The sequence below is a fragment of the Collinsella sp. CLA-AA-H167 genome (assembly GCF_040095305.1).
In the GTDB taxonomy this organism is placed as follows: Bacteria; Actinomycetota; Coriobacteriia; order Coriobacteriales; family Coriobacteriaceae; genus Collinsella.
In genome coordinates this window covers 116,927-138,429 of the sequence record NZ_JBBNGA010000002.1, presented here as the reverse complement: position 1 = coordinate 138,429, position 21,503 = coordinate 116,927, and the positions used below count along the sequence as shown (strand labels likewise).

18 protein-coding genes and 1 tRNA gene are annotated in these 21,503 nt (G+C 62.1%); 4 read left to right on the top strand and 15 right to left on the bottom strand.

All coding sequences use genetic code 11. The features are described from left to right. Position 1: 1 nt before the first annotated feature. A complete protein-coding gene (locus AAAT03_RS02745; protein WP_117630027.1) occupies positions 2 to 940 on the bottom strand; it encodes an ABC transporter ATP-binding protein in 939 nt (312 codons plus the stop codon). 211 nt (positions 941 to 1,151) lie between these two features. Here AAAT03_RS02745 and AAAT03_RS02740 point away from each other — a divergent pair, with 211 nt between their 5' ends. Both AAAT03_RS02740 and AAAT03_RS02735 read left to right on the top strand, forming a co-directional pair. Continuing rightward, positions 1,152 to 2,297, top strand: coding sequence for a histidine kinase (locus AAAT03_RS02740; RefSeq protein WP_158571013.1), 1,146 nt, complete (start codon positions 1,152 to 1,154; stop codon positions 2,295 to 2,297). After that, positions 2,294 to 2,923 carry a response regulator transcription factor gene (locus tag AAAT03_RS02735; RefSeq protein WP_253056980.1) on the top strand — a complete coding sequence of 210 codons (630 nt, stop codon included), beginning with the start codon at positions 2,294 to 2,296 and terminating at the stop codon, positions 2,921 to 2,923. The genes AAAT03_RS02740 and AAAT03_RS02735 overlap by 4 nt, the downstream gene beginning before the upstream one ends. A gap of 783 nt (positions 2,924 to 3,706) precedes the next feature. Here AAAT03_RS02735 and AAAT03_RS02730 read toward each other — a convergent pair. The 8 genes from AAAT03_RS02730 to AAAT03_RS02695 all read right to left on the bottom strand — a co-directional run bounded on the left by AAAT03_RS02730 (position 3,707) and on the right by AAAT03_RS02695 (position 13,042). Next, positions 3,707 to 4,048 (bottom strand): 4Fe-4S dicluster domain-containing protein, encoded by a 342-nt coding sequence (locus tag AAAT03_RS02730; protein WP_117630030.1) that lies wholly within the window; start codon positions 4,046 to 4,048, stop codon positions 3,707 to 3,709. 7 nt (positions 4,049 to 4,055) lie between these two features. Further along, on the bottom strand, positions 4,056 to 5,144 hold the full coding sequence (locus tag AAAT03_RS02725; RefSeq protein WP_117630031.1) for a nickel-dependent hydrogenase large subunit: 1,089 nt from the start codon (positions 5,142 to 5,144) through the stop codon (positions 4,056 to 4,058). 5 nt (positions 5,145 to 5,149) lie between these two features. Further along, positions 5,150 to 5,869 carry an NADH-quinone oxidoreductase subunit C gene (locus AAAT03_RS02720; protein WP_253056982.1) on the bottom strand — a complete coding sequence of 240 codons (720 nt, stop codon included), beginning with the start codon at positions 5,867 to 5,869 and terminating at the stop codon, positions 5,150 to 5,152. Next, positions 5,869 to 6,486: an NADH-quinone oxidoreductase subunit NuoB gene (gene nuoB, locus AAAT03_RS02715; RefSeq protein ID WP_117630032.1), complete on the bottom strand. Its 618-nt coding sequence runs from the start codon at positions 6,484 to 6,486 to the stop codon at positions 5,869 to 5,871. Before nuoB ends, AAAT03_RS02720 begins: the two co-directional genes overlap by 1 nt. Positions 6,487 to 6,498: 12 nt before the next feature. Continuing rightward, positions 6,499 to 9,381 (bottom strand): proton-conducting transporter membrane subunit, encoded by a 2,883-nt coding sequence (locus AAAT03_RS02710; protein WP_253056984.1) that lies wholly within the window; start codon positions 9,379 to 9,381, stop codon positions 6,499 to 6,501. 180 nt (positions 9,382 to 9,561) lie between these two features. After that, positions 9,562 to 9,957: a helix-turn-helix domain-containing protein gene (locus tag AAAT03_RS02705; RefSeq protein WP_117564058.1), complete on the bottom strand. Its 396-nt coding sequence runs from the start codon at positions 9,955 to 9,957 to the stop codon at positions 9,562 to 9,564. A 449-nt stretch (positions 9,958 to 10,406) separates the two neighbouring features. Continuing rightward, positions 10,407 to 12,437: a bilirubin reductase, long form gene (bilR, locus tag AAAT03_RS02700; RefSeq protein ID WP_349102542.1), complete on the bottom strand. Its 2,031-nt coding sequence runs from the start codon at positions 12,435 to 12,437 to the stop codon at positions 10,407 to 10,409. A gap of 528 nt (positions 12,438 to 12,965) precedes the next feature. Beyond that, positions 12,966 to 13,042 (bottom strand) — tRNA-Met (locus AAAT03_RS02695). 196 nt (positions 13,043 to 13,238) lie between these two features. Between AAAT03_RS02695 and AAAT03_RS02690 the strand changes: the two genes are divergently transcribed. Then, on the top strand, positions 13,239 to 14,087 hold the full coding sequence (locus tag AAAT03_RS02690; RefSeq protein ID WP_349102541.1) for a type III pantothenate kinase: 849 nt from the start codon (positions 13,239 to 13,241) through the stop codon (positions 14,085 to 14,087). A 123-nt stretch (positions 14,088 to 14,210) separates the two neighbouring features. Here AAAT03_RS02690 and AAAT03_RS02685 read toward each other — a convergent pair whose 3' ends face one another. From AAAT03_RS02685 to AAAT03_RS02675, 3 genes are all read right to left on the bottom strand, one after another. Further along, positions 14,211 to 14,912: a hypothetical protein gene (locus tag AAAT03_RS02685; RefSeq protein WP_117773669.1), complete on the bottom strand. Its 702-nt coding sequence runs from the start codon at positions 14,910 to 14,912 to the stop codon at positions 14,211 to 14,213. Continuing rightward, positions 14,913 to 16,640, bottom strand: a complete 1,728-nt coding sequence (gene folP / locus AAAT03_RS02680; RefSeq protein WP_117773668.1) for a dihydropteroate synthase — start codon at positions 16,638 to 16,640, stop codon at positions 14,913 to 14,915. A gap of 94 nt (positions 16,641 to 16,734) precedes the next feature. Continuing rightward, positions 16,735 to 17,487, bottom strand: a complete 753-nt coding sequence (locus tag AAAT03_RS02675; protein ID WP_349102540.1) for an NAD-dependent protein deacylase — start codon at positions 17,485 to 17,487, stop codon at positions 16,735 to 16,737. Between the two features lie 135 nt (positions 17,488 to 17,622). Here AAAT03_RS02675 and AAAT03_RS02670 point away from each other — a divergent pair, with 135 nt between their 5' ends. Next, positions 17,623 to 18,441, top strand: a complete 819-nt coding sequence (locus AAAT03_RS02670) for an exodeoxyribonuclease III (protein WP_349102539.1) — start codon at positions 17,623 to 17,625, stop codon at positions 18,439 to 18,441. Positions 18,442 to 18,975: 534 nt separating this feature from the next. On the opposite strand, the gene AAAT03_RS02665 is transcribed toward AAAT03_RS02670, so the two are convergent. From AAAT03_RS02665 to AAAT03_RS02655, 3 genes are all read right to left on the bottom strand, one after another. After that, positions 18,976 to 19,674 carry a DUF6580 family putative transport protein gene (locus AAAT03_RS02665; protein ID WP_231500818.1) on the bottom strand — a complete coding sequence of 233 codons (699 nt, stop codon included), beginning with the start codon at positions 19,672 to 19,674 and terminating at the stop codon, positions 18,976 to 18,978. 121 nt (positions 19,675 to 19,795) lie between these two features. Beyond that, positions 19,796 to 20,233, bottom strand: coding sequence for a hypothetical protein (locus AAAT03_RS02660; protein ID WP_117778675.1), 438 nt, complete (start codon positions 20,231 to 20,233; stop codon positions 19,796 to 19,798). 78 nt (positions 20,234 to 20,311) lie between these two features. Next, positions 20,312 to 21,502 (bottom strand): MFS transporter, encoded by a 1,191-nt coding sequence (locus AAAT03_RS02655; RefSeq protein WP_158558638.1) that lies wholly within the window; start codon positions 21,500 to 21,502, stop codon positions 20,312 to 20,314. Position 21,503 lies beyond the last annotated feature (1 nt).

The window sequence follows — 21,503 nt, the reverse complement described above, 5'->3', positions numbered from 1 at the left end:
CCTAGTCGCGTAGCTCGCGGCCGGTGATCTCGAGGAACACGTCGTTGAGGGTCGGCGGCTCGCTCCACACGCGACCGAGTGCCACGTCGGCGGCGCGCAGCGTGTCAAGGATGTCGACCAGATTATGTGGGCTCGCCTCGCAGGTGCAGATGAGCTCGCCGCCGGACAGCTCAACCGAAAGCACGTGCTCCAGAGCGCGCAGCCGCTCGACCGTGGCGGGCTCGACGGCGCCGACCTCGACGGTCACGCGCTCGCCCATCTGAATCATGCGCTTGAGCTCGTCGTTGGTGCCCTGCGCCAGCACGCGGCCGCCGTCCATGATCATGATGCGGCTGCAGATCTGCTCGACCTCCTCCATGTAATGGCTGGTATACACCACCGTGGCGCCCTCGTCGCGCAGGCGGCAGATGCCCTCCAGAATGGCGTTGCGGCTCTGCGGATCGACTGCCACTGTGGGCTCGTCAAAGAAGATGAGCTCGGGCTTGTGCGCGATGCCGCAGGCAATGTTGAGACGGCGTGCCAAGCCGCCCGAGAGCTTTCCGGGGCGAAACTTGGTAAAGTCGCCCAAGCCGACAAAGTCGATCGCCTCGTCCACCAGCGCGCGGCGGCGCTTGCGGTCGTTGACGTAGAGGCTGCAGAAATAGTCGATGTTTTCGCGCACGGTGAGCTCGTCAAACACCGCCACCTGCTGTGGCACCACGCCGACGCGACGCTTAAGGTCGTAGCGGGTGGGCGTCATGGGCTCGCCGAACAGCTCGATGGTGCCCTTGTCGTAAGCGAGCAGCTGCAGGATGCAGTTGATGGACGTGGTCTTGCCCGAGCCGTTGGGGCCCAGCAGGCCAAAGATCTCGCCAGGGGCAATACTCAGGTTAAAGTGGTCGAGCGCGATAAGATCGTCGTAGCGCTTGACGAGGTTTTCGACGTGGACGATATCTGTCATGAGGCGGCCCTTCTGTTGGTCGTGGCCCGGTACGATTGCATCATCGCAGGAGAGGACGGCGCGCACCAGTGAGCTTTGTCACGAGTGCGAGGGGGCAGAGGCGAAACCCCCGCTCGCGCGAGCGATCGACGCCGCTTTGCCGCGCGGGAGGAATGTCACGGTTGCCCCGGGCGGCGCCTCCCCCGCGCGCAGCATCGCGTACAATACCCGTATGAACAGGCTTTTCGACAAATCGATTGTGCTGGCGTGCTGTATTGCGGCCGCCATGGGTCTTGCCGTGGACGCTCGTCTGGTTGTGGCGTTTTGCCTTGGCGTTATGGCCACCTCGGCGTCGGAAGTCGCACGAGAAGAACACGCCCATCGCGCGAGCGAGGCCGCGAGCTACGCTTACATCATCGCTGCCGTCTTCGTGCCGCCATTTATGCCGTTCGCACCCCTTGCCTTCTATGACATCGCGCGACGCGTGCGCCGTGAACGCATCTGGCCCGCGCTGGCGATTGGCGCCGTGTTTGTCTGCGCGCTTGTCGCGGACCTTCGTGGCGGCGTGCTCACCACCCGAACGCTGTTGCTAACCGCCATCCTTTCGATCGCTGCCACGTTGCTGTCGCTGCGCACCGCGCAGCTGGAGCACGAACAGGATCGCATGCGTCGCACCCGCGACAAGCTGCAAGAACGCGCCCTGGTACTCGAGGCACGCAACCGCGACCTCGCCGACCGCCAGGACTACGAAGTCGAGCTCGCAACGCTCGCCGAACGCGCCCGCATCGCGCGCGAGATCCACGATAACGTGGGCCACCAGCTCACGCGCGCTTCGCTCCAAACCGAAGCCTTGCGCGTGGTCCACGCCAACGAGCCCGGCGTCGCCGCCGATTTCGCCGATGTCAAACGCACGGTTGACGAGGCGCTCCAGCTCGTGCGCGCCAGCGTCCACGCGCTCAACGACAATGCAACCAACCTCTCCGTGCAGCTCGAGCGCATCGTTGAAGGCGTACGCTCGGACAGCGGCCCACAGATTGAGCTTGAAGTTTTGGCCGAGCATGCGCCCGCCAACGTCGCCAACTGCTTTGCGGCGGTCCTGCGCGAGGCGCTCTCCAACACCATGCGCCACGCTTGCGCCCAGACCGTCACCGCACGATGCATGGAGCATCCGTCGTTTTACCAGCTCATCGTTACCGACGATGGCGTGGGCGGGGTCCAAGCAATCGGCCGTGGCGCCGCGGAGGGCATGGGGCTCGTCTCCATGCGCGAGCGCATCGAGGCGCTTGGCGGCACCTTCACCGCCGGTCCGCGCGCCGGCGCCGGCGGCTGGCGCGTGTTTGCCACCGTTCCCAAACAGCAAGGAGATGAGGACCGATGAGGCTCATAGTTGTCGATGACGACCACTTGGTAGTCGATTCACTCAAGATTATCCTAGGCGCCCAGCCGCAGATCGAGGTGGTGGGTACCGGCGCCAATGGCGACGACGCGGTCGCGCTCTACGCTGAGCACACGCCCGACATCGCGCTGCTCGACATTCAGATGCCGGGGCGCGACGGACTTTCGGCGGCACGCGAGATCCTTGAGCGCGACCCTGCGGCGCGCGTGGTGTTTCTGACGACATTCTCGGATGACGAGTACATTGTGTCGGCGCTCAAACTGGGCGCCCGCGGCTACTTGATTAAAACCGATGTCGCCGTCATTCCTCCGGCGTTGGCGCAAGTCATGGACGGCAAACGCGTGCTCGAGGGTAAGGCGATCGAAGATGTTGACTTTGACGGGATGGGCGACAAGACGGGCACGCCCCGCCGGCCCGCAGCCTTTGCCAGCCTGACCGACCGCGAGTTCGAAGTCGCCGAGCTCATCGCCCGCGGCCTCGACAACAAGGAGATTGCCGCCACGGCTTATATGGGCGAAGGCACCGTACGCAACCACATCAGCTCAATCCTAGCCAAAATGGGCCTACGCAACCGCACGCAGATCGCCATCGCCTACCTGCGAGGGTAGTTGCCCAACGAACGACCCGGCATAACAAAACGGCTGCTACCGATTTAATGCTATTTCAATACTATGCCGGTTTACTACGACGAATCGCCCACCTTCGACCATGGTAAATTGCGCGCTTGCAAAACCGCAGGTAGAACGCTTGCAATATTTAGAAAAATGCAGTCATGGTCGGGAATGCCGAATTCATCGTAGTAAACCGACATAGTTTTGTTCGCGACGGCCCTGCACGAGTGCCTCCGCAAGCCTCGCGGGACCAAAATGATCCTTTTCCTTCCGCCCGCGGAGATCGGCAGACGGCGCCCGCCACGAAATGGGCCCATCTACTACGTTTGACTCGATACCCCCGCCCATAACCGCTTTTCATGCAAAATCGCAGGCGTTCTACCTGCGGTTTTCATTTCACATTACTTGCCGTGGTCGAGGGTAGCGGCTTAAACGTAGTAGATGGGCCCATTTCGTGGCAGACGGGTCACGCGGCGGTACTCGCGAGGCCAAAAAGGTCCGTTTTCCTCCGTCCCCGAGGGATCAGGGGCTGGTACTGATATGGTGTCATTTCAAAACTGTGTCGGATTACGGGGCTAAAGTCGGAACCCTCATCCATACCTTCATTTTTTGAAAAACGGCAGGCTATCTACCTGCGGTTTTGTTTTTGCGATTTTCTATATGGTCGGAGGTTCGCCATCCAGCCCCGTAATCCGGCATGGTTTTGTTAGCGGCGGCCCAACCGCGCGTTCACGCGCGGGGCCGGTGGGGCAATTTTGCCCCACCGGCCCCGTTTTCGCGCTATTCCGGCTTGGTTTCTACCGTGGGAGTCTTATCCGCCGCAACCGGAGTACGGGCGGTGTCCATAGTCAGGCAGTGCTTGGGGCAGCTCTCGATGCACTCACCGCACACCACGCAGGCATACGGGTCGATCGACCACGTTCCACCCTTGCGATCGACTGCGAGCGCGCCCGCCGGACAGCGACGCGCACACATGCCGCAGCAGATGCACGCGTCCATGTCGTTGACGATATGCCCGCGCAAGCGCTCGGGTGCCGCGAGCTTCTCCTGCGGATAGCACACCGTTACCGGCTGCTTGACCATAGAGCCCAAGGCCGTCTTGGCAAATGTCAGCAAACTCATGCCGCGCCTACCTTTCCGTGCAGCTAATGCAGGGGTCGATGGTCAGGATAATCATGGGCACGTTGGCAAGGAGCACGCCCTGCAGCGCATGTGTCAGACCCGCCAGGTTCTGCGACGTCGGCGTGCGCACGCGGAAGCGGTCCAGGTTCTTGGTGCCGTTACCGCGCACATAGTAATACGCCTCGCCGCGCGGCTGCTCAATCACAACCTCGCCGCGTGCGCCGTCGGCCGGCGTAAGCTTGGTGCGCCCGCCGATCCCGTCGTGCGGAATCTTGCCCACAAGCTCCTTAATGATGTCCATGGCCTGCGTGACCTCGGCACAGCGCACCTGGCAGCGGGCATAGCAATCGCCATCGGTGGCGACAACCGGCTCAAACGCAGCCAGGTCCGCATAGGCACCGTCGCTAAACATGCGCACGTCGTAGTCCACGCCCGAGGCGCGCCCAAACGGGCCGACCATCGACAGATCCAGCGCGTCCTTCTTGCTGATCACGCCCACGCCATGCAGGCGCTCGCCACAGCTGACGTCGTCCAAAAACGTATGCACCAGGGCCTCGTAGTCGGGACGCATGGCATCGAGCGTCTGGACAATGCCAGCCAGCTCGGAGTCCTCAATGTCGTGCTTTAGGCCGCCGATCTCGTTAATCGAAAGGATCACGCGGCCACCGCACGTGCTCTCGAAGATCTTGAGAATCTGCTCGCGCAGGGTCCACGACCGATAGAACAGCGCCTCGAAGCCAAAGGCATCGGCGAGCAGGCCCAGCCACAGCAGGTGCGAGTGGATGCGCGAAAGCTCGTGCAAAATAGTGCGGATATACTGCACGCGGCCGGGCACCTCGATGTCGAGCATGCGCTCGCAGGCGCTGGCATAGCCGTAGCTGTGGCCCACGGCGCAAATGCCGCAGATGCGCTCGGCGATGTAGCCAAACTGGTGCATGTCGCGCTTTTCGGTGAGCTTCTCGAGTCCGCGGTGCACAAAGCCGATCTGCGGAATTGCCTCGATGACGCGGTCGTCCTCGATCACCAGGTCCAGATGAAGCGGCTCGGGCAGCACCGGGTGCTGCGGGCCAAACGGAATTACGGAGCGATGAGCCATGGACCTTACGCCTCCTTTTTCTGCTTGTCGCGGGCGGCCTTGGCGGCAAGCGCCGCACGGACCTTGGCCGCTTTCTCGGGATCCATGGCGGCGAGCTTTGCCTCCATCTCGGCGGCCTTGAGCGCGGCCTTCGCAGCGGCATCGTCATGCTGGGCATCGGAGCCGGCAGCAGCAGCGGGCTGAGCAGCGGCAGTGCCCGCAGCATCGCCGGCACCCGCGGCACCCTCCCCCGCAGCAGCCGCAGCCGCGGCGGCCTTCTCGGCCGCGGCCTTGCGCGCCTTGGCCTCGGCGGCCGCGCGGACTTTCATGGCCTTCTCGCGCGCAGCCTTCACCTCGGGCGTGATGACGCTCATGGGTTCGGCAGTCGAGACCTGGTAGAAAAAGCCCTTAAAGTCGATCTGCATGTCGGTGATGGCAAGACCAAACAGGTCGTGGACCTCATTTTCAAACGGGAACACCGCGGGGTAATACGAGCTGATGGACGGAATCTCCTGGTACTGGTCGATGCCCTCGACCACCAGGTTCTCGATCGCATAGCTGCCGTCCTGCGCAATATGCTCCTGAGCAGCACGGACGTTGATAAACGTATAGACCAAGCGATACGAGCCGTCGTCGACGTTGCGCTCGGCATGCATTTGCACAAAGCGCGCGCCGACGCCCTTGAGCGCCTGGACATGCGACAGGAGCTTGTCGATCCCGACGGTGGTATAGATAGCCTTTTGCATTACTCGGCCTCCTTTGCAGCGGCGGGCGTCTCAGCAGGTGCGTCGCCAGCGGCGGGCGCAGCAGGCTTCCCGGCAGGCGCGTCACCGGCACCGTCAGTCCCGGCCCCCGCAGCCACAAACCCGTCCTCGCCCAGCTCAACGCCACCGTCCCAGGTAGCGGCACCGCCCACGGTGAGCGGATCGCCACCGGCGCGCAACACGGTCTCCTTCTGGTCCAGGATGCCGCACGCCTCCACGATGGCATCGATCACCGTCTCGGGGCGAATGGCGCACCCGGGCGCGTACACGTCCACGGGAATCGCGCGGTCCACGCCGCCGATCACGTTGTAGGCATCGCGGAATACGCCGCCCGAGCATGCGCAGATACCGCAGGCCACCACGCACTTGGGCTCGAGCATCTGGTTGTAAATCTGACGCACGACGGGCAGGTTCTGGGCATTGACCGACCCCGTCACCAAAAAGATATCCGCATGCTTGGGGTTGCCGGTGTTGACCACGCCAAAGCGCTCCGCATCGAACAGCGGCGTGAGCGAGGCCAGCACCTCGATATCGCATCCGTTGCAGCTCGAGCCGTCGTAATGAATAACCCACGGCGAGCGCGACATTTTATGATCCATGGATGCCGCCTCCTAAATAAACACGTCGACGAGGATGGGCATAAGGTTGAGCAGGCCAAACACCAGCGCCACGCCCCAGCCGAGCTTAAAGCAGCTGCGCCAGGTGCTGCGTGCGAAGGTGTTGTCGATCAGCACCTCGACAAAATACGTCGCGGCCATCACGACCAGGGCTACGACCCAGCTCACCGGGTTGTCCCAAACAAAGAACATGCCCACCCACATCAAAAACAGCACGGTCTCACACCAGTGCATAAGGGTCATCTTGGCCAGCGTGCCGCCGCTCATCTCGGTGGCGACGCCCTGGACAATCTCCTGATGCGCGTGATGCGAGTACGAAAGGTCGAACGGCGACTTGCGTAGCTTGATGGTGAGCACCGCAAGCAGCGCCAAGAAAATGGGCGCGCTGTACACGATGATGGGCGCCGACTGTCCGGTCACGGCGATGGAATCAAAGCTATCGGTGGCAAGGTACAGGCCCACGCTCATCAGCAGAACGGCGGGCTCGTAGCTCATGACCTGCAGCAACTCGCGGTCGGCACCGACCTGGGCAAACGGGCTTTGCGTCGAGGCGGACGCCAGCACCACAAAGATCGCGGCGAGCGTAACCATAAAAGCGCACAGCAGCGTGTTGGAGCCCGACACAAAGATGCCGCCGCCCACGACGGTAAAGATGAGCGCGCACGCCATATAGGTATCGTCCATGGTGTTTACGCTGGCAGGGGCCTTGCGCAGCAGCTTGGCAACGTCGTAGAAGGGCTGCAGCAGGCGCGGGCCCACGCGGCCCTGCATGCGAGCGGACAGCTTGCGGTCAAGGCCGTCGATCAAGCCGCCCGCAAGCGGCGCCAGCAAGGCAAACGCCACGGTGCCAATAAAAATGCCCACGACGCCCGAGCCTTCAAAATACTTGCCGCGCAGCACCGAGGGCGCACTCATGGCGAGTCTCTCGGGCCCAATCCACGCGCAGCACAGCAGCGCAAACAGGATGATGGCACAGCAAACAACACTACCCGCGGGGCCAATACGCTTCTCGCCAAGGGCGTCCTCCGAGTACCAATTGCGCTTTTCGGCCTTCACCTCGCGTCCCATCGAGCCGCGGAAATGGCGGTAATTGTCGGTTCCCACACCCGAAAGATATACGTTGACGTGCGGCTTATTGCTCACGCGGAATGAAGTCAGCAGCACCACGGCGATAAACGCCACGATAACCACCATCAGATACATGGCGTCCTTGCCAATAACGTACGGCACGCGGCCAAACACCATGGCCAAGTAAGGCGACACCAGACCGCTCGAGATAACTGGAAACGCCACGCAGCACAGAATCAGCAGCGCGGCGATGGTGTTGAGGGCCATCCATTCGGTCTTATGGACATTGACCTCAACGTTTTGAGCCGTGGGGTCGACGCCCGAAAGCTTGGCAAGCCACTTGCCCCAGAAGTAAAACGTCGCGGCCGAGCCAAAGGCAAGCACCATGATCATGAGCACGTTGCCGGTCTGCGCAAACGCCACCAGGGCGCCCCACTTGGACACGAGCATGCCAAACGGCGCCACAAACATGCCCATAATGCCCAGCATCATCAGACGCGTCAGGTGCGGCATGCGGCTGAACATGCCGTCCATGTCCTCGATATTGCGGCTGCCGATATGATGCTCGGCCGTGCCCACGCACAGGAACAGCAGCGACTTGGCCACCGTGTGGAACAAGATCAGGAAGATGGCCGCCCATACGGCCTCGGGCGCGCCGACACCCAAGCAGGCACTGATGAGGCCCAAGTTGGAAATGGTGGAGTACGCGAGCACGCGTTTGGCGTTGCTCTGCGAGATGGCCATGAGTGCAGCGAGCAAAAACGTGATGGCACCCACACTCGTGACCATAAAGCCGGTCACGGGGTAGATGGCATAGAGTGGGCTCAGCTTGACCATCAGGAACACGCCGGCTTTGACCATGGTTGACGAGTGCAGCAGGGCGCTCGTGGGAGTTGGTGCAACCATGGCACCCAACAGCCAAGTGTGGAACGGCATCTGTGCGGCCTTGGTGAGCGCGGCGAGCGACAACAGGATGACCGGCATCACCAGCAGCGCGGACTGCGCGGTTCCGGTGCCGGAAAGCTCGATCATGCCCGAGATGGTCAGCGGCATGCCGTTAACGTGCAGGTACATGAGTCCGGCCAAAAACGCGATGCCGCCCAGCATGTTGAGGATGATTTGGGTAAAGGCGTTCTTGATGGCCTCGGGCGTACGCGTGTAGCCAATCATAAGGAACGAACACACGGTGGTGATTTCCCAGCCGCAGAACAGCCACTCAAGGTTGTCGCTCGTCACGATGACGAACATGGCCGAGAGGAACAGGAACATGAGCGCCAGGAACTGCGGGCGACGGTCGGGCGCGGTCTGCCCGCGCAGCGCGGCCTCGTGCTCGTCATGGGCCTGGAAGTCCTTCATGTAGCCCAGGGCATACAAGCAGATTAGACTGCCAACGATGCCGACGGCGAGGACCATGATCACGCTCATGTAGTCCAGGTAGAGTGGCGTTGCCGTGACGGCTTCGGCCGCGGGCAGCGTCATGGCTGCAAAGGCGAGCGAGCCCACCAGCTGGACTATGCCGAGCACCGTGGTGAGCGCGTTCCTATATTTGTACGCGTTGTACAGGATGACAGCGCACAGGATGACGTCGATAACGGAACTGATGATCGAGAGCACATGCGAGGTGCCGGGGGCAACCTCAAAGCTCTGCGGACCCGTGCCAAAAAACATGACGGCGACTACAACTGTCACCGCCATAATAATGCCGGAGCCTATGAGCCCCGCCGCATCGCGGGCGCGGTCACCGCGCGCGAGCAGCATGCCCAGCGCCGGTACCAGCGGAAACAGGGTAAGGAAATACAGTAGCGTCATACCATCACTCCCCCATGCTAAAACGCTGCAATTGTTTAACGTTATAGCTCAATTGAGGAGTAGCGGCGGCGGGTTTTCGGTCAACTGGGGAGTTTTAGGCGTACGGGGTAAGGGCACGCCCGCATTGGAGCAGAGGGGCGGCAAGAAAAATGCGCCCCTGTGGGCGCACCATCCCGTTCGCTATTCCGCTTTTTTAACGCGCGGCTTGCGACCGCGCGGCTTATCAACCAGCGCGGACTCACCGCTCTCGCGATACTGGCGGCACCAAGCCTTGACCGAAGACTCGCTGGGAATCTTGTGCTTGATCATGGCCTCGCGAACCGTTAAGCCGTTTTCCAAGCGGTCCTTGACCACGGCGAGCTTAACTTCGTACGAATAGGTGTGATGATGCGAACCGGCGTTGAGAACGGCGTCGGCACCGCCCACGGCATACGCGCGGGCCCACTGACGAGCCGTGGCCTGGGGAATGCCAAGCTCCGCGGCGAGGGCGCGATGACCGACCCCCTCTTGGAGGACCTCGACGGCGCGCTGCCTAACCTCGGGCGCATGCGTGCGAGTCCTAGTTGCTTCCGACATACCTGCCACTTCTTAGCCTTAACCGTTAATCTGCTTTCTTACGTGCAAGTTAGATAGTAGCATTTTACTGTTTGCTCAAAGCAGTTAATTAAAATAGACGCGGTGTTATCTGGGCATTTGGCACCAATTTACGACATTTCTTTATCGATTATTTACGCTGGTAGCTGACTCGCAGCCAATCGTCATTCGCTTGTCAACAAAATTGGCATCTCTTTATGTCCTTTGCTATAGCGGATATGATTATTAACCCCTCCCCCAATTATTTTGAGTAATCAGCAAGGCAGTAGACGTCCTTACTCCTCATGATTACCGCGCATTGCCATCCACCGGAGCAAAACAAAAAGGGCGGGGCCTGCTGCGCTTGCAGGCCCCGCACCGGTTGACACCCGACGGGACACAGCCGGGCGAGACGGATCCGTGCTACCGTCCCGCCTGGCCGCGATGTTCAGCTACAGCTCGTTGGCCGCATGATACGCCGTGCGAATGGCGCTCGCGATGTCGGCGGTGCGCTCGCCCGAGCAGTCGCCCACGCAGGTCACGGGCACCGTTACGCCGTCCAGGTCAAACCCGTTGGCCTTGGAGCCCACGGCCATCACCACGTAATCGCAGGCGATCTTCACCGGCTCCTCGGCGCCGTCCTCGGTGGTGCGAACGGCCTCCACGCCCTCGTCGGTAATGGCGGTCAGGCGGGTCTTAACATGCTGCTCAACGTTGTGGGCGGCAAAGTCGTTCATAATCAGCGGCAGAATGGTCTCGGACTCGCCTGCGGCAATCTTGTCGAGCATCTCGACAATCGCCACCTCGCAGCCGTTCTGCAGCAGGTACTCGGCAGTCTCGGTGCCCACCAGGCCGCCGCCGATAACGGCGACGCAGCCCGCGAGCTCCGCCTTGCCGGCCAGCACGTCCCAGCTCGAGACGACCTTGTCCGAATCGGCGCCCGGAACGGGGATGACCACGTCGTGCGCGCCCACAGCCACAATCGCGGCGTCGGCGGCGTTGAGGTCCTCGGCCGTAGCGGCATGGTTGAGCTCAACCTTTACGCCCAGGCCGGGCAGAATCTTCTCGTAATACTCCACCGAGCGCATGATCTCGTCCTTGCGCGGAGGCGCGGCCGCCAGCACAATCTGGCCGCCCAGATGATCGCTCGCCTCATAGACGGTCACGTCGTAGCCGCGCTTGGCCGCCACGCGCGCGGCCTCCAGGCCGGCAATACCGCCGCCCACCACGGCGATCTTCTTGTCGCCCTCGCCCGGCTTAATGGCGATGGTCGCCTCGTCGCCGTTCTCGGCATTGAGCACGCACGAGATGTACTGGCGGTTTTGGATCGCATCGACGCAACCCTTGTTGCAGTTGAGGCACTCGCGGATGGGCTCACCCGTGGCGGCCTTGAGCGCAATGTCGGGGTCGCACATGAGCGAGCGGCCGTACGCGACGATGTCGGCCGAACCGTCTTCCAGGATCTTCTCGCCCGCCTCGACCGAGACAACGCGGCCGACGGTTGCCACCGGCACGGAGACCAGGGCCTTGACGCGCTCGGCCACGGGCAGCGTCCAGTTGTAGGGCATGGCGCCCATGGGCGGAATGGTGTCGCCCATGTTGCCGGTGTGGTTTGCCTGCGCCACCTGAATCATGTCGATGCCGGCGCCCTCGAGCAGCTTGGCGAACTCGCAGGCCTCATCGGGCAGCAGACCGCCCTTGCCGCGCGGCGTGCCGTCGGGGTTCTCCATGATCACGGGGAGCTTGTACTCCACCATCAGCTGCGGCGCGGCCTCCTTAATGGCGGCGACGACCTCGAGCGCATAGCGAACGCGGTTCTCGAACGAGCCACCGTACTCGTCGGTACGCTTGTTGAGGATGGCCGAGCACAGCGAACCCACCAAACGGTCGCCGTGGACCTCGATGGCGTCGATGCCGGCCTGCTGCGCGCGGGCGGCCGAGGCGGCGATGGCCTCCTTGATCTGGGTGAGTTGCTCCACGGTGGCCTCGTTCACAAAGTGCTGCATGTCGTGGTGCAGCTTGGCGTAGGCCTGCTTGCGGATCTCGTTGGACTCGGCCATCTTGGCGGCGAAGGTCTCCTCGTCGCCGGCGGCCTTGGCCTCCTGCGCGGCCTTGGCGGCGGCCATGGAGCCCATGACCATGCGGCCGACGCCGGGCACGTCGTACTCGGGGTGGAACAGCTGCAGCGCAACCTTGGCACCGTGCTTGTGGACGGCATCGGCCAGCGCCTTAAACGTGGGGATCTGGGCGTCGGTTGCCAGCTTGGGCGTGGGGCTTGCGGTCATAACGGGAGCGACGTCGCCGATGACGATGTAGCTCACGCCGCCACGGGCCAGGCGCTCGTAAAAAGCCAGGCTGCGCTCGCCAATGGAACCGTCGCGCTCCTCGTAGCCGGTGGTAAGCGGCGGGAACATAATGCGGTTCTTGAGCTCAAGGGGGCCAACCGTAATGGGCTGAAGGAGCTTGGTGGCAGGTGTGGTCATGGACATTCCTCTCTTGTAGGCGCGACGGCGATGATGCCGCGTAGTTGTCTAGAGGATATGGCATGGAGCCACAGGGGCGCAACGGAAATCGGCGGATAGCAGGTGGCGGCAGGTGGATGGGGTGGGGCGGCCCGTCGGTTTGTCCCAATCTGTAACAATTACAGGCCATAAACGACCCTAGAAGGTACAGATCGAGACAAACAAATTCGGTCCGGACAAACATCTCAATCTGTAACATCTGGACCCACTTTTGCCCCCTTACTGTTACAGATCGAGACAAACCAATCTAGCCTGCCGAAAGATCTAAATCTGTAACAGTAACTCGGCAAAATCCGTCCCTAGTGTTACAGATTTAGACAAACGAAGACCGTCCTACCGAAACATCTCGATCTGTAACATCTAGCCGCCCAAATCGGGTCTAGATGTTACAGATCGAGATCTTTGATTGAGAGGTTGGGAATTGGACCGAAAACACGGTCCCGGAATAACAAAAAAGCTCGCCGGCTAGGCCGACGAGCTGCAAGTTCTTGGTCGCGGGGGCAGGATTTGAACCTACGACCTCCGGGTTATGAGCCCGGCGAGCTACCAGACTGCTCCACCCCGCAATGTCTGGGCGCCTCATGTGCGCAAGAAAGAATATTACGCGGGAGTTCGGTAAACGGCAAGGAAAATCTCGTAGAGCATAATTCCTTCATATTTAAACCCCTCAGCCCCTATCACCGTAAACGAATCGCGGCCGAGCGCCGTCGACGGCGCGTATACAATGGTGCGCGTCCTTTTATGCCAACACTGGGAGTAGACATGCTGCTCGCTATCGATATGGGAAACACGCAGACGGCCATGGGCCTGTTCGACGGAGACGAGCTGGTGCAGTCGTGGCGCATGCCCACCGACCGCTCCTATACCGCCGACGAGATCCACGTGCGCCTGATGGGTTTCTTTAAGATGTACGGCCTCTCGCTCGATGCGGTTGACGCGATCGCCTTTGCGGGCGTGGTGCCGCAGCTCTCGCGCGAGTGGCACGCCGTGGCCGACCGCATTGCCGCAGACGCCATCGTCATCGGGCCGCAGACGGCCGCCGTGACCAAGCTGCGCGCGGCGCGTCCCCAAGCCGTAGGCGCCGATCGCGTCGCTAACGCCGTTGCGGCCGAAACTTTCTACGGCGCGCCGGCAATCGTGGTGGACTTTGGCACCGCGACCAATATCGACGTCATCGATGAGGACGGTTATTACATTGGCGGGGCGATTGCGCCGGGCATCCGCATCTCCATGGACGCGCTTGCCGCCCGTGCCGCCAAGCTCGCCAGCGTGCCGCTCGAGGCGCCCGAACACGCCATCGGCCGCGATACCGAGGAGTGCATTAAGGTCGGCGCCGTGGTGGGCGCTGCCGCCATGGCCGAGGGCCTGGTCGCGCGCATGAAGCGCGAGCTGGGCCGCGAGGATACCACTGTTATCGCCACGGGCGGTCTCGCCGGCATCGTCGCCGATTCGACCGATGCCTTCGACGTGGTAGACGGCCAACTCACCATCAAGGGCATCTGCGAAATCTACCGCCGCATGCAGAAGCTGGGGGTAAAACAGGGACATAAGTCGAGCACGCCCGATGTCACAGCCCCGCAAACGTTCGCCAAGCCTATTCCTCAAAACTGAAAAATTTTCAATTTTGAGGAATAGGGCGCTGGCAACCCATTCACCAGATAGGCGAAACCCTCCCCGGCACAGGCCGAAGAGGGCTTCGTTGTCATCGTTATCTTTGAGCGCGGGCGCCTCGCGTTACAGTCCGCGAATCCGTACGGCCTCGGGCGGAAACTCCTGCTCGCCGGCATCGGTCTTGATGGTCGCGCGGCCCCAGATGTCCAGGCCCGCAAACACACCGACCGCAAGCGGCAAACCGTTGGGCGACACCGCCGCAACCTGACGACCCAGCAGCGGCACCATATCGAAGTACTCACCCAGCACCGGAGCCAGCGGGCCGGCAGCGCCCTGTGGTGTGTTGGCGGCAACCGCCCAGGTGTCCACGCGGGTCAGCACGGCGGCAGCCAGCTCCTCGACCAGCGCTTCGTCGGCCACATCTACACCGAGCTCGCTCAGCGCCGAACGCTCAATATCCACCGTCACGGCACCGAACATGCCCGCGGCACCGGCACCGCCGTTGACGGCGACGCGCGCGAACGACGTCTCGAACGCGGGCGCGCCGCACACGATATTGCTCGGCCACTCAATGCCCACCTTGCCGGCAAGGCCCAGGCCCGGCGTCGACGCCGTGCCCACGAGCGCGTCCATCATGCCCATCGCCGCCACAAACGGCAGGCCGTGGAAGGCATGCATGTTCACGTCCGGGCGCACGACCAGCGAAAACGTCAACGACGTCTCGCCCGCGCTCCAAGCACACCAGCCCGCAGACGCACCCTCGCGACCAGCGTCGCGCGCGGTGTCGAGCTCGGTACCGACAGCTACGGCATTCATCTCAATCATCTACATACGCCCCAATTCGCCCACGATATGGCCCACGCGATCCTCGGGCTCCTTGACCTCGACGCCGTTGTAGCGGAAGAACCGCGCCGGGTCGTGCATCAGGTCCTCGAGCGGCACCAGCACAAAGTCACGCTCGCCGATCAGCGGATGCGGCAGGCGCAGCTTTTTGCCGCCGTGGGTCTCGCCGTCCATCCACAGCAGGTCCAGGTCGATGGTGCGCGGACCGTTGGCCTTGGCCTTTTTGGAGCGGTCGCGGCCCAGCTCGGCCTCGATCTTCATGAGCTCGTCGAGCAGCACCAACGGCGCCAGCTCGGTCTTAATCTCGATGACGGCGTTGGCAAACGCGTCCTGGCGCGTCTCGTAGGCCGGCTCGCTCTCGTAGATGCGCGAGCAGTTGGACACGCAGGTGAGCGGAATCTCGGCGATCATGTCACGTGCGGCGCGGATGTTGTCGCAACGATGCCCCAGGTTGGAGCCCACGGCCACAAACGCACGGCGCGGCTGCGGCTTGGCGACAGCCCAGTAACCGTTCAGGAACTGCGCAAAGCCAGTGGCGTCGTGCACGCGCACGATGTTTGCACCGGCCTGGATAGCGCCCAGGCACACGCCAAACGTGGCGGCATCGCGCGCGGCGGCCTCGGTCACGCCCGAGACGGCGCCCACAAAGCGTTTGCGCGACACGGCACACATGAGCGGGTAGCCCAGCGACGCCATCTTGGCGGTCTCGCGCTGGATGACGATGTCCTCGTTGGCCGTCTTGCCAAAGCCCGGGCCGGGATCGATGCAGATGCGGTCGCGCGACACGCCGGCATGGATGAGCGTGCGGGCCTGGTCGGATAGGAAGCCCATGACGCGGCGCATGATGGGCGCCGAATCGGGCAGGGTGAAGCGGCGGAGCTGAGAGGTGGGCACGTAGGCTTCCTCGCGGCGGGCGCTGCGGCGCATCATGGCAGCCAGGTGGTCATTGGGCTCCGGCGCGGGCTCAGGGGTCGCGGCGGCCTCGGCAGCAGGGGCGGTCTCTTCGGCGGCCGGCGTCTCCTGCTTCTGCTCGTCCGTAGGCTCCGGCGCGGGCTCCGGATCGCCGAACGGCAGTGAGGGCTGCACCACGCCTCCCGGAAGCTTGGCCTCCGTCTTGGGCTCGCCCAGCAGCTTGCCGCGGCGACGGCGGGCAGGCTTCTCGGCCTCGCGCGCAGCCTCGGCAGCCGCTTCGCGCGCCTTCTCGGCAACAAACGCCGCGGCCGAGGTATCGAGCTGCACCGTCGCATGCGTGCGGGTGGGCGCCGCGACCTCGCCGGCGTGCATCACGATGACGCCGCAGGTGCTCGTCGCGACAAACTCGACCATCTTGGGGTCGGTGAAGCCCGTCACGTCGTTGACGATCGAGGCGCCGCAGCGCACGGCCGCCTTGGCAACCGCCACGTGGCGCGTGTCGATCGAGACGATGGCGCCCTCTTTGGCCAGCGCGCGCACCACGGGCAGCACGCGGCGAGCCTCCTCGTCGGGATTAACCGGGGTAAAGCCGGGGCGCGTGGACTCGCCGCCCACGTCGATGATGTCGGCGCCGGCGTCGAGCATCGCCAGGCCGTACTCGATGGCGGCATCCGGGTCGAAGTGCTCCCCGCCGTCACTAAACGAATCGGGCGTCACGTTGAGGACGCCCATGATGCGCGGACGGTCAAAGCTGAGCTCGTACTTTCCGCACCGCCATGTCTTGCTATCGTTCGCCATGAACATCCTCCTCAAATGCCCGCGCCGCCGCGCTCGGGCGCAGGCGGCGGGGTCGCTTTGCAATCAGTCTTTCTATTGTATCCGCGCACGCGGGCTAAAACGCAAACGCAGCCGCGATGTCGCAAGAAATCAGCAGGTCGGCATTTGCATCCTGATCGGTGGGAGCAAGATTGCAAATGGCCAGCGTATCGCCGGTAAAGTAACGCGTAAGGCCCGTCGCCGGATACACCACGAGCGAGGTCCCGCCCACAATGAGGGCATCGGCCGCGGCGATGGCGGCAACGGCGCCGGTCAGCACGCACTCATCGAGCGGCTCCTCGTAGAGCACCACATCGGGCTTAATGCGCCCGCCGCACGCAGGACACATGGGCACGCCCGCGGCGTCCTCGTGCTCGCGCGAGCAAATCCACTCGGCACTATAGACCGCGCCGCACGACTGGCAAATGTTGCGATGGACCGAGCCGTGCAGCTCGAACACACGCTGCGATCCTGCCATCTGATGCAGGCCGTCAATGTTTTGCGTCACCACGGCATTTAGCTTGCCGGCGCGCTCCAGCTCGGCCAGCTTGGTGTGGCAGCGATTGGGCTTAGCGCCAAGCGCGATCATCTTGGTGCGGTAGAAGTCGAAGAACTCGGCCGGATGCGCCTCATAAAAGCTATGCGAGAGCATGGTCTCGGGCGGGTAGGCAAACTGCTGGTGGTACAGGCCATCCACGCTGCGGAAATCGGGGATGCCGCTCGCCGTGGAAACACCCGCGCCGCCAAAGAAGACCACGCGCTCGTGGGTGTCGAACAGCTCCGCCAGCGCGGCGGAGGCCTGCTTGGAATCCGTTATTGCCTGCGTCATATGAGTTCTCCGTCCCTGCTGGTCGGGCAGCGCCGGGCGATGTCCCAGCATGCGACCTTTAAGTCAGCATGCGCGGAGCCCACCCCGCCCCTGTTGCGCTAATCTTAAGCCTGCCAACCCCGTCGAAAGGACACCATGCCTCAGACTTACACTTTCGCCTCGTGGAACGTCAACGGCCTGCGCGCCGTGCTCAAAAAGGACCCGAGCTTTATCCAGATCGCGCAAGAACTCGACGGTGATATCCTGGCGCTGCAAGAGACCAAGTTGCAAGAAGGCCAGGTCGATATTGACCTGCCCGGCTATCACCAAACCTGGAGCTACGCCGAGCGTAAAGGCTATTCGGGCACTGCGGTCTTTAGCCGCCAGGAACCGCTGCGCGTGCTGCACGCCGACGCACTGCTACCCTACGCCGGCGAGAACGAGGCGGCCGTACTCGTCGCCCAAGCCGCAACCGAGGGCCGCGTCTGCGCGCTGGAGTTCGACAAGTTCTGGTTTGTGGATGTCTACACTCCCAACGCGCAAAACGAACTCGCCCGCATCGACGTGCGCATGGCCTGGGACGATGCTTACCGCGGCTTTTTGAACGCGCTCGAGCGCGAGACCGGCAAACCCGTCGTGACCTGCGGCGACTTTAACGTGGCGCACGAGGAGATCGACCTTAAGAACCCCAAGTCCAACCGCGGCAACGCCGGCTTTTCGGACGAGGAGCGCGGCAAGTTTACCGAGCTGCTCAACGCCGGCTTTACCGATACCTGGCGCGCGGCAAACCCCGACGTCGAGGACGTCTACAGCTGGTGGAGCTATCGCTTTAATGCCCGCAAGAACAACGCCGGCTGGCGCATCGACTACTTCCTGGTAAGCGACGCAATCGCCGACAACGTACGCGACACCGGCATCCGCGGCGACATCTTCGGCAGCGACCACTGCCCCGTCACCCTTACGTTGGAGCTCTAACTCCAGCTGCCCCCGGAGACGAAGGAAAACGGATCATTTTGGGCCTCGTGAGGGTGTCCGCGTGACCCATCCGCCACGAAACACGCCCATCTACTACGTTTAAGCCACCACCCTCAACCACAGCGAACAACGCAAAAAGAAAACCGCAGGTAGAAAGCCTGCGGTTTTTCATAAAACGCGGTCATGGTCGGGAGTATCAAGCTAAACGTAGTAGATGGGCCAGTTTCGTGGCAAGCGCCGTCAACTGATTCCCTGGGGACATCTGGGGACGGAAGAAAATGGATCAATTTGGCTCTCTGAGGGCCACGATGCCCGTCATATCAGCCGGCCATTCCAAAACTATGCCGGTTTACGGGGCTGAATCGCGAACCCCCAACCATACGCAATTCCGAGATAATAAAACCGCAGGTGAACGGCTTACTCTATTTCGAAAAAAGCCGGCATGGTCTGCCTGCGCCAATCTAGCCCCGTAAACCGGCATAGTTTTGAAATGACACTTCGGCAGTATTGATTCCCGCCCCGACGCAACCAGCCCTACAGCCTGTATTTCACGACGACACGGTTAATGCGACGGCACCAAGGCTTGTACAAGGCGGCCAAAAACACGCAGGTCGCAAGGCCGTGCGTAATATCGAACGGCACTGCCGTGGCAAGACGCGCCACGGCACCCGCCCAAGTAAGCGGCTGTACAAAACCAATGATGTCATATGCGTTGATCACGACGCCATAGAGCAGGCCCGACGCAAAGCCGTACGCCAGCAGTACTGGCATGCGCACGGTGCCGTCGACGCGGTCGAACGCACCCGCATACGCTAGCGCGCCGCCAACATAGCCAACCAGCCCCCAGGCATACATCTGCCACGGCGTCCACATGCCTTGTCCAAAAAAGAAATTGCTGGTCAGCGCCGCCAGCGCGCCAACCATAAAACCATTGCGGCGACCAAGCGTCGCCCCCGCGATAATGGCGATGGCACTCACCGGTTTAAAGTCGGGAATGGGACCGAACAAGATGCGCCCCGCCGCGGCCAACGCCGCCAACACCAGCGTGGGCATAATCTGGCGCAGGCCCGGGCGCGAAGCCTCGTAACCCGCAAAGAACAGCGCAAGCACCAGCGCCACCACAACCAGCATGGCCAACGCTGCCTGCTCAACGCCAGCCAGCAACGCCGCAGCCATCACCGCAGGAACCGCCAGCAGCAGCGGGATTTCCATATGTTGCAAGACGCGTGACAACGGCAGCCCCCATCAAACGAATGTCCGTTTATGGTAGCACGGGCAAAATGAGGCCGACCAATCCCCCGGCCGACCTTGGCTGCCAGTCGATCAGGCTTTCGCCACGCGACCGGTCTTGGCGCTATTCGCCCGTAACTTTAGCGGCAATGGCCGCGACAAAAGGATCAAACAGCAAGCCGCCCACAACGACAAAGGCCCATCCGCCCACCACGAGGCGAACCCAGCGCGAGAAAAACGGCACACCGTCGATAACGCCAACGCCTGACTGAAACGCGACTTCAAATAGCCCGATAATGCAGAAGAGCAGAGTAGCGCCCACAACGGTTCCGCAAATCCGTGCGCCCGGAGTGTTCCGATCAAAACCAAAAAACTCAACGCACGTCTCAATTGCTTTGCCAAAGAGCGGCAAAAAACCCACGAACTGTGCAATACCGATGGCCAGAATAAGCTGCCCCCAGAAACCAGTAAGTCCCTGAAAATCTAAGCCAGGCTTTCCCTCAACAATCGGCAGAAATGAACACATGAATAGAGGATTAACGATGCCGTTGAGAATGGTCACAGCGGTACTCTTTTTTAGTGTCAAGTAGACCAACTCCTTTTGCCCTTGTCGGCCAGGCCCAAAGGGCGGAAGCGAATATTACATAAGTGAATCGGGAGACGGCAGGAATGGCGACACCAGCGCCGTCGCGCCAAACAGAACAGCGCACCCAAAAAGCAGCGTTTCGTAGCTCTCGCCAATGCAGAAGGAGAGGGCCACGGGAATCAAAAACGTAAGCCCCAGTGAAACGGTGCTCACCACGCCGCCGGCGCTTCCCGCAAGTCCCTCGCGCACCTCGGGCAGCATGTAGGGCAGCGACTGAACGACCGGACCAGCGACGGAGCTCGAAACGCCGATCGCAAACATCAGCCCCACAGAAGGATGGGAGACAAAAGCCTCTCCTGCCCACATAAGGGCACTTCCCGCCATTGCGGAGATGGCCATAAACACGCGATAATCGCCAAATTGCGCCCGCACATAGGGTCCAGCCACGCTGCCGACAATCGATCCAAGCGTCACGAAAGAGGCGAGAAGTCCAGCAGCCTTGGGTTCAGTTGAAGCCTCAAGCGCTGAAACAAGATAACCCGAGTACGCCGTAGCCGATGCAAGGGCAACTCCAAGCAGTATCGCCACGAGCCAAACTATCGGCATCTTGATTACCGCCGCAAACGCACTTGCCGACGATGCAGCAGGCTCCGCGCCCTGAACGCCAAAGCCATCTGCAGCCTGCAGAACATCTGCCGACGGCGCAACCAGCAGCCACAGCAATCCAAACACGGCAAACAAAACCGCGGCAAGGGCATATGCTCGTCCGGGCGTTGCAAAGAGAGGAGAGGTTGCAAGCGAGCAGGCGATTCCGCCCGACCCCGCAGCGTAGAACCATCCCATGGCCCTATCGGTTTCTCCGCCAAAAGCGGAACCAAGCACTTTTAGAACGATGGCATTCACGACGCATGGTGCCGCACCCAGAAGCATGGTCGCCGTGAACAGCGTCGCAAACGATGCGCACTCCGCGCGAGCAGCCGCTGCAATTGCAGAAATCGCCGACGCGATGAATACGAGCGCCTTCACGCCATATCGATCGGCGCAAACGCCGACAGGCATGCCGAATACAACGGCAGGAACAAACGGGGCAAACAGGACGGCTGAAAACTCGGCCGAGGTCAGATGCAGGTCCGACACAACCAGATGTGTCAATCCCGACACCTGATACTGCGCGTAGTTCGCAGCAAACACGATGCCGCACACCACAAACAGCAGGGCATATTTTTCGACCGTCCCTTTGCTCACG

Coding starts and splice junctions, on each gene's coding strand:
- AAAT03_RS02745 (WP_117630027.1), bottom strand. CDS start 940: ATGACAGATATCGTCCACGTCGAAAACCTCGTCAAGCGCTACGACGAT.
- AAAT03_RS02740 (WP_158571013.1), top strand. CDS start 1,152: ATGAACAGGCTTTTCGACAAATCGATTGTGCTGGCGTGCTGTATTGCG.
- AAAT03_RS02735 (WP_253056980.1), top strand. CDS start 2,294: ATGAGGCTCATAGTTGTCGATGACGACCACTTGGTAGTCGATTCACTC.
- AAAT03_RS02730 (WP_117630030.1), bottom strand. CDS start 4,048: ATGAGTTTGCTGACATTTGCCAAGACGGCCTTGGGCTCTATGGTCAAG.
- AAAT03_RS02725 (WP_117630031.1), bottom strand. CDS start 5,144: ATGGCTCATCGCTCCGTAATTCCGTTTGGCCCGCAGCACCCGGTGCTG.
- AAAT03_RS02720 (WP_253056982.1), bottom strand. CDS start 5,869: ATGCAAAAGGCTATCTATACCACCGTCGGGATCGACAAGCTCCTGTCG.
- nuoB (WP_117630032.1), bottom strand. CDS start 6,486: ATGGATCATAAAATGTCGCGCTCGCCGTGGGTTATTCATTACGACGGC.
- AAAT03_RS02710 (WP_253056984.1), bottom strand. CDS start 9,381: ATGACGCTACTGTATTTCCTTACCCTGTTTCCGCTGGTACCGGCGCTG.
- AAAT03_RS02705 (WP_117564058.1), bottom strand. CDS start 9,957: ATGTCGGAAGCAACTAGGACTCGCACGCATGCGCCCGAGGTTAGGCAG.
- bilR (WP_349102542.1), bottom strand. CDS start 12,437: ATGACCACACCTGCCACCAAGCTCCTTCAGCCCATTACGGTTGGCCCC.
- AAAT03_RS02690 (WP_349102541.1), top strand. CDS start 13,239: ATGCTGCTCGCTATCGATATGGGAAACACGCAGACGGCCATGGGCCTG.
- AAAT03_RS02685 (WP_117773669.1), bottom strand. CDS start 14,912: ATGATTGAGATGAATGCCGTAGCTGTCGGTACCGAGCTCGACACCGCG.
- folP (WP_117773668.1), bottom strand. CDS start 16,640: ATGGCGAACGATAGCAAGACATGGCGGTGCGGAAAGTACGAGCTCAGC.
- AAAT03_RS02675 (WP_349102540.1), bottom strand. CDS start 17,487: ATGACGCAGGCAATAACGGATTCCAAGCAGGCCTCCGCCGCGCTGGCG.
- AAAT03_RS02670 (WP_349102539.1), top strand. CDS start 17,623: ATGCCTCAGACTTACACTTTCGCCTCGTGGAACGTCAACGGCCTGCGC.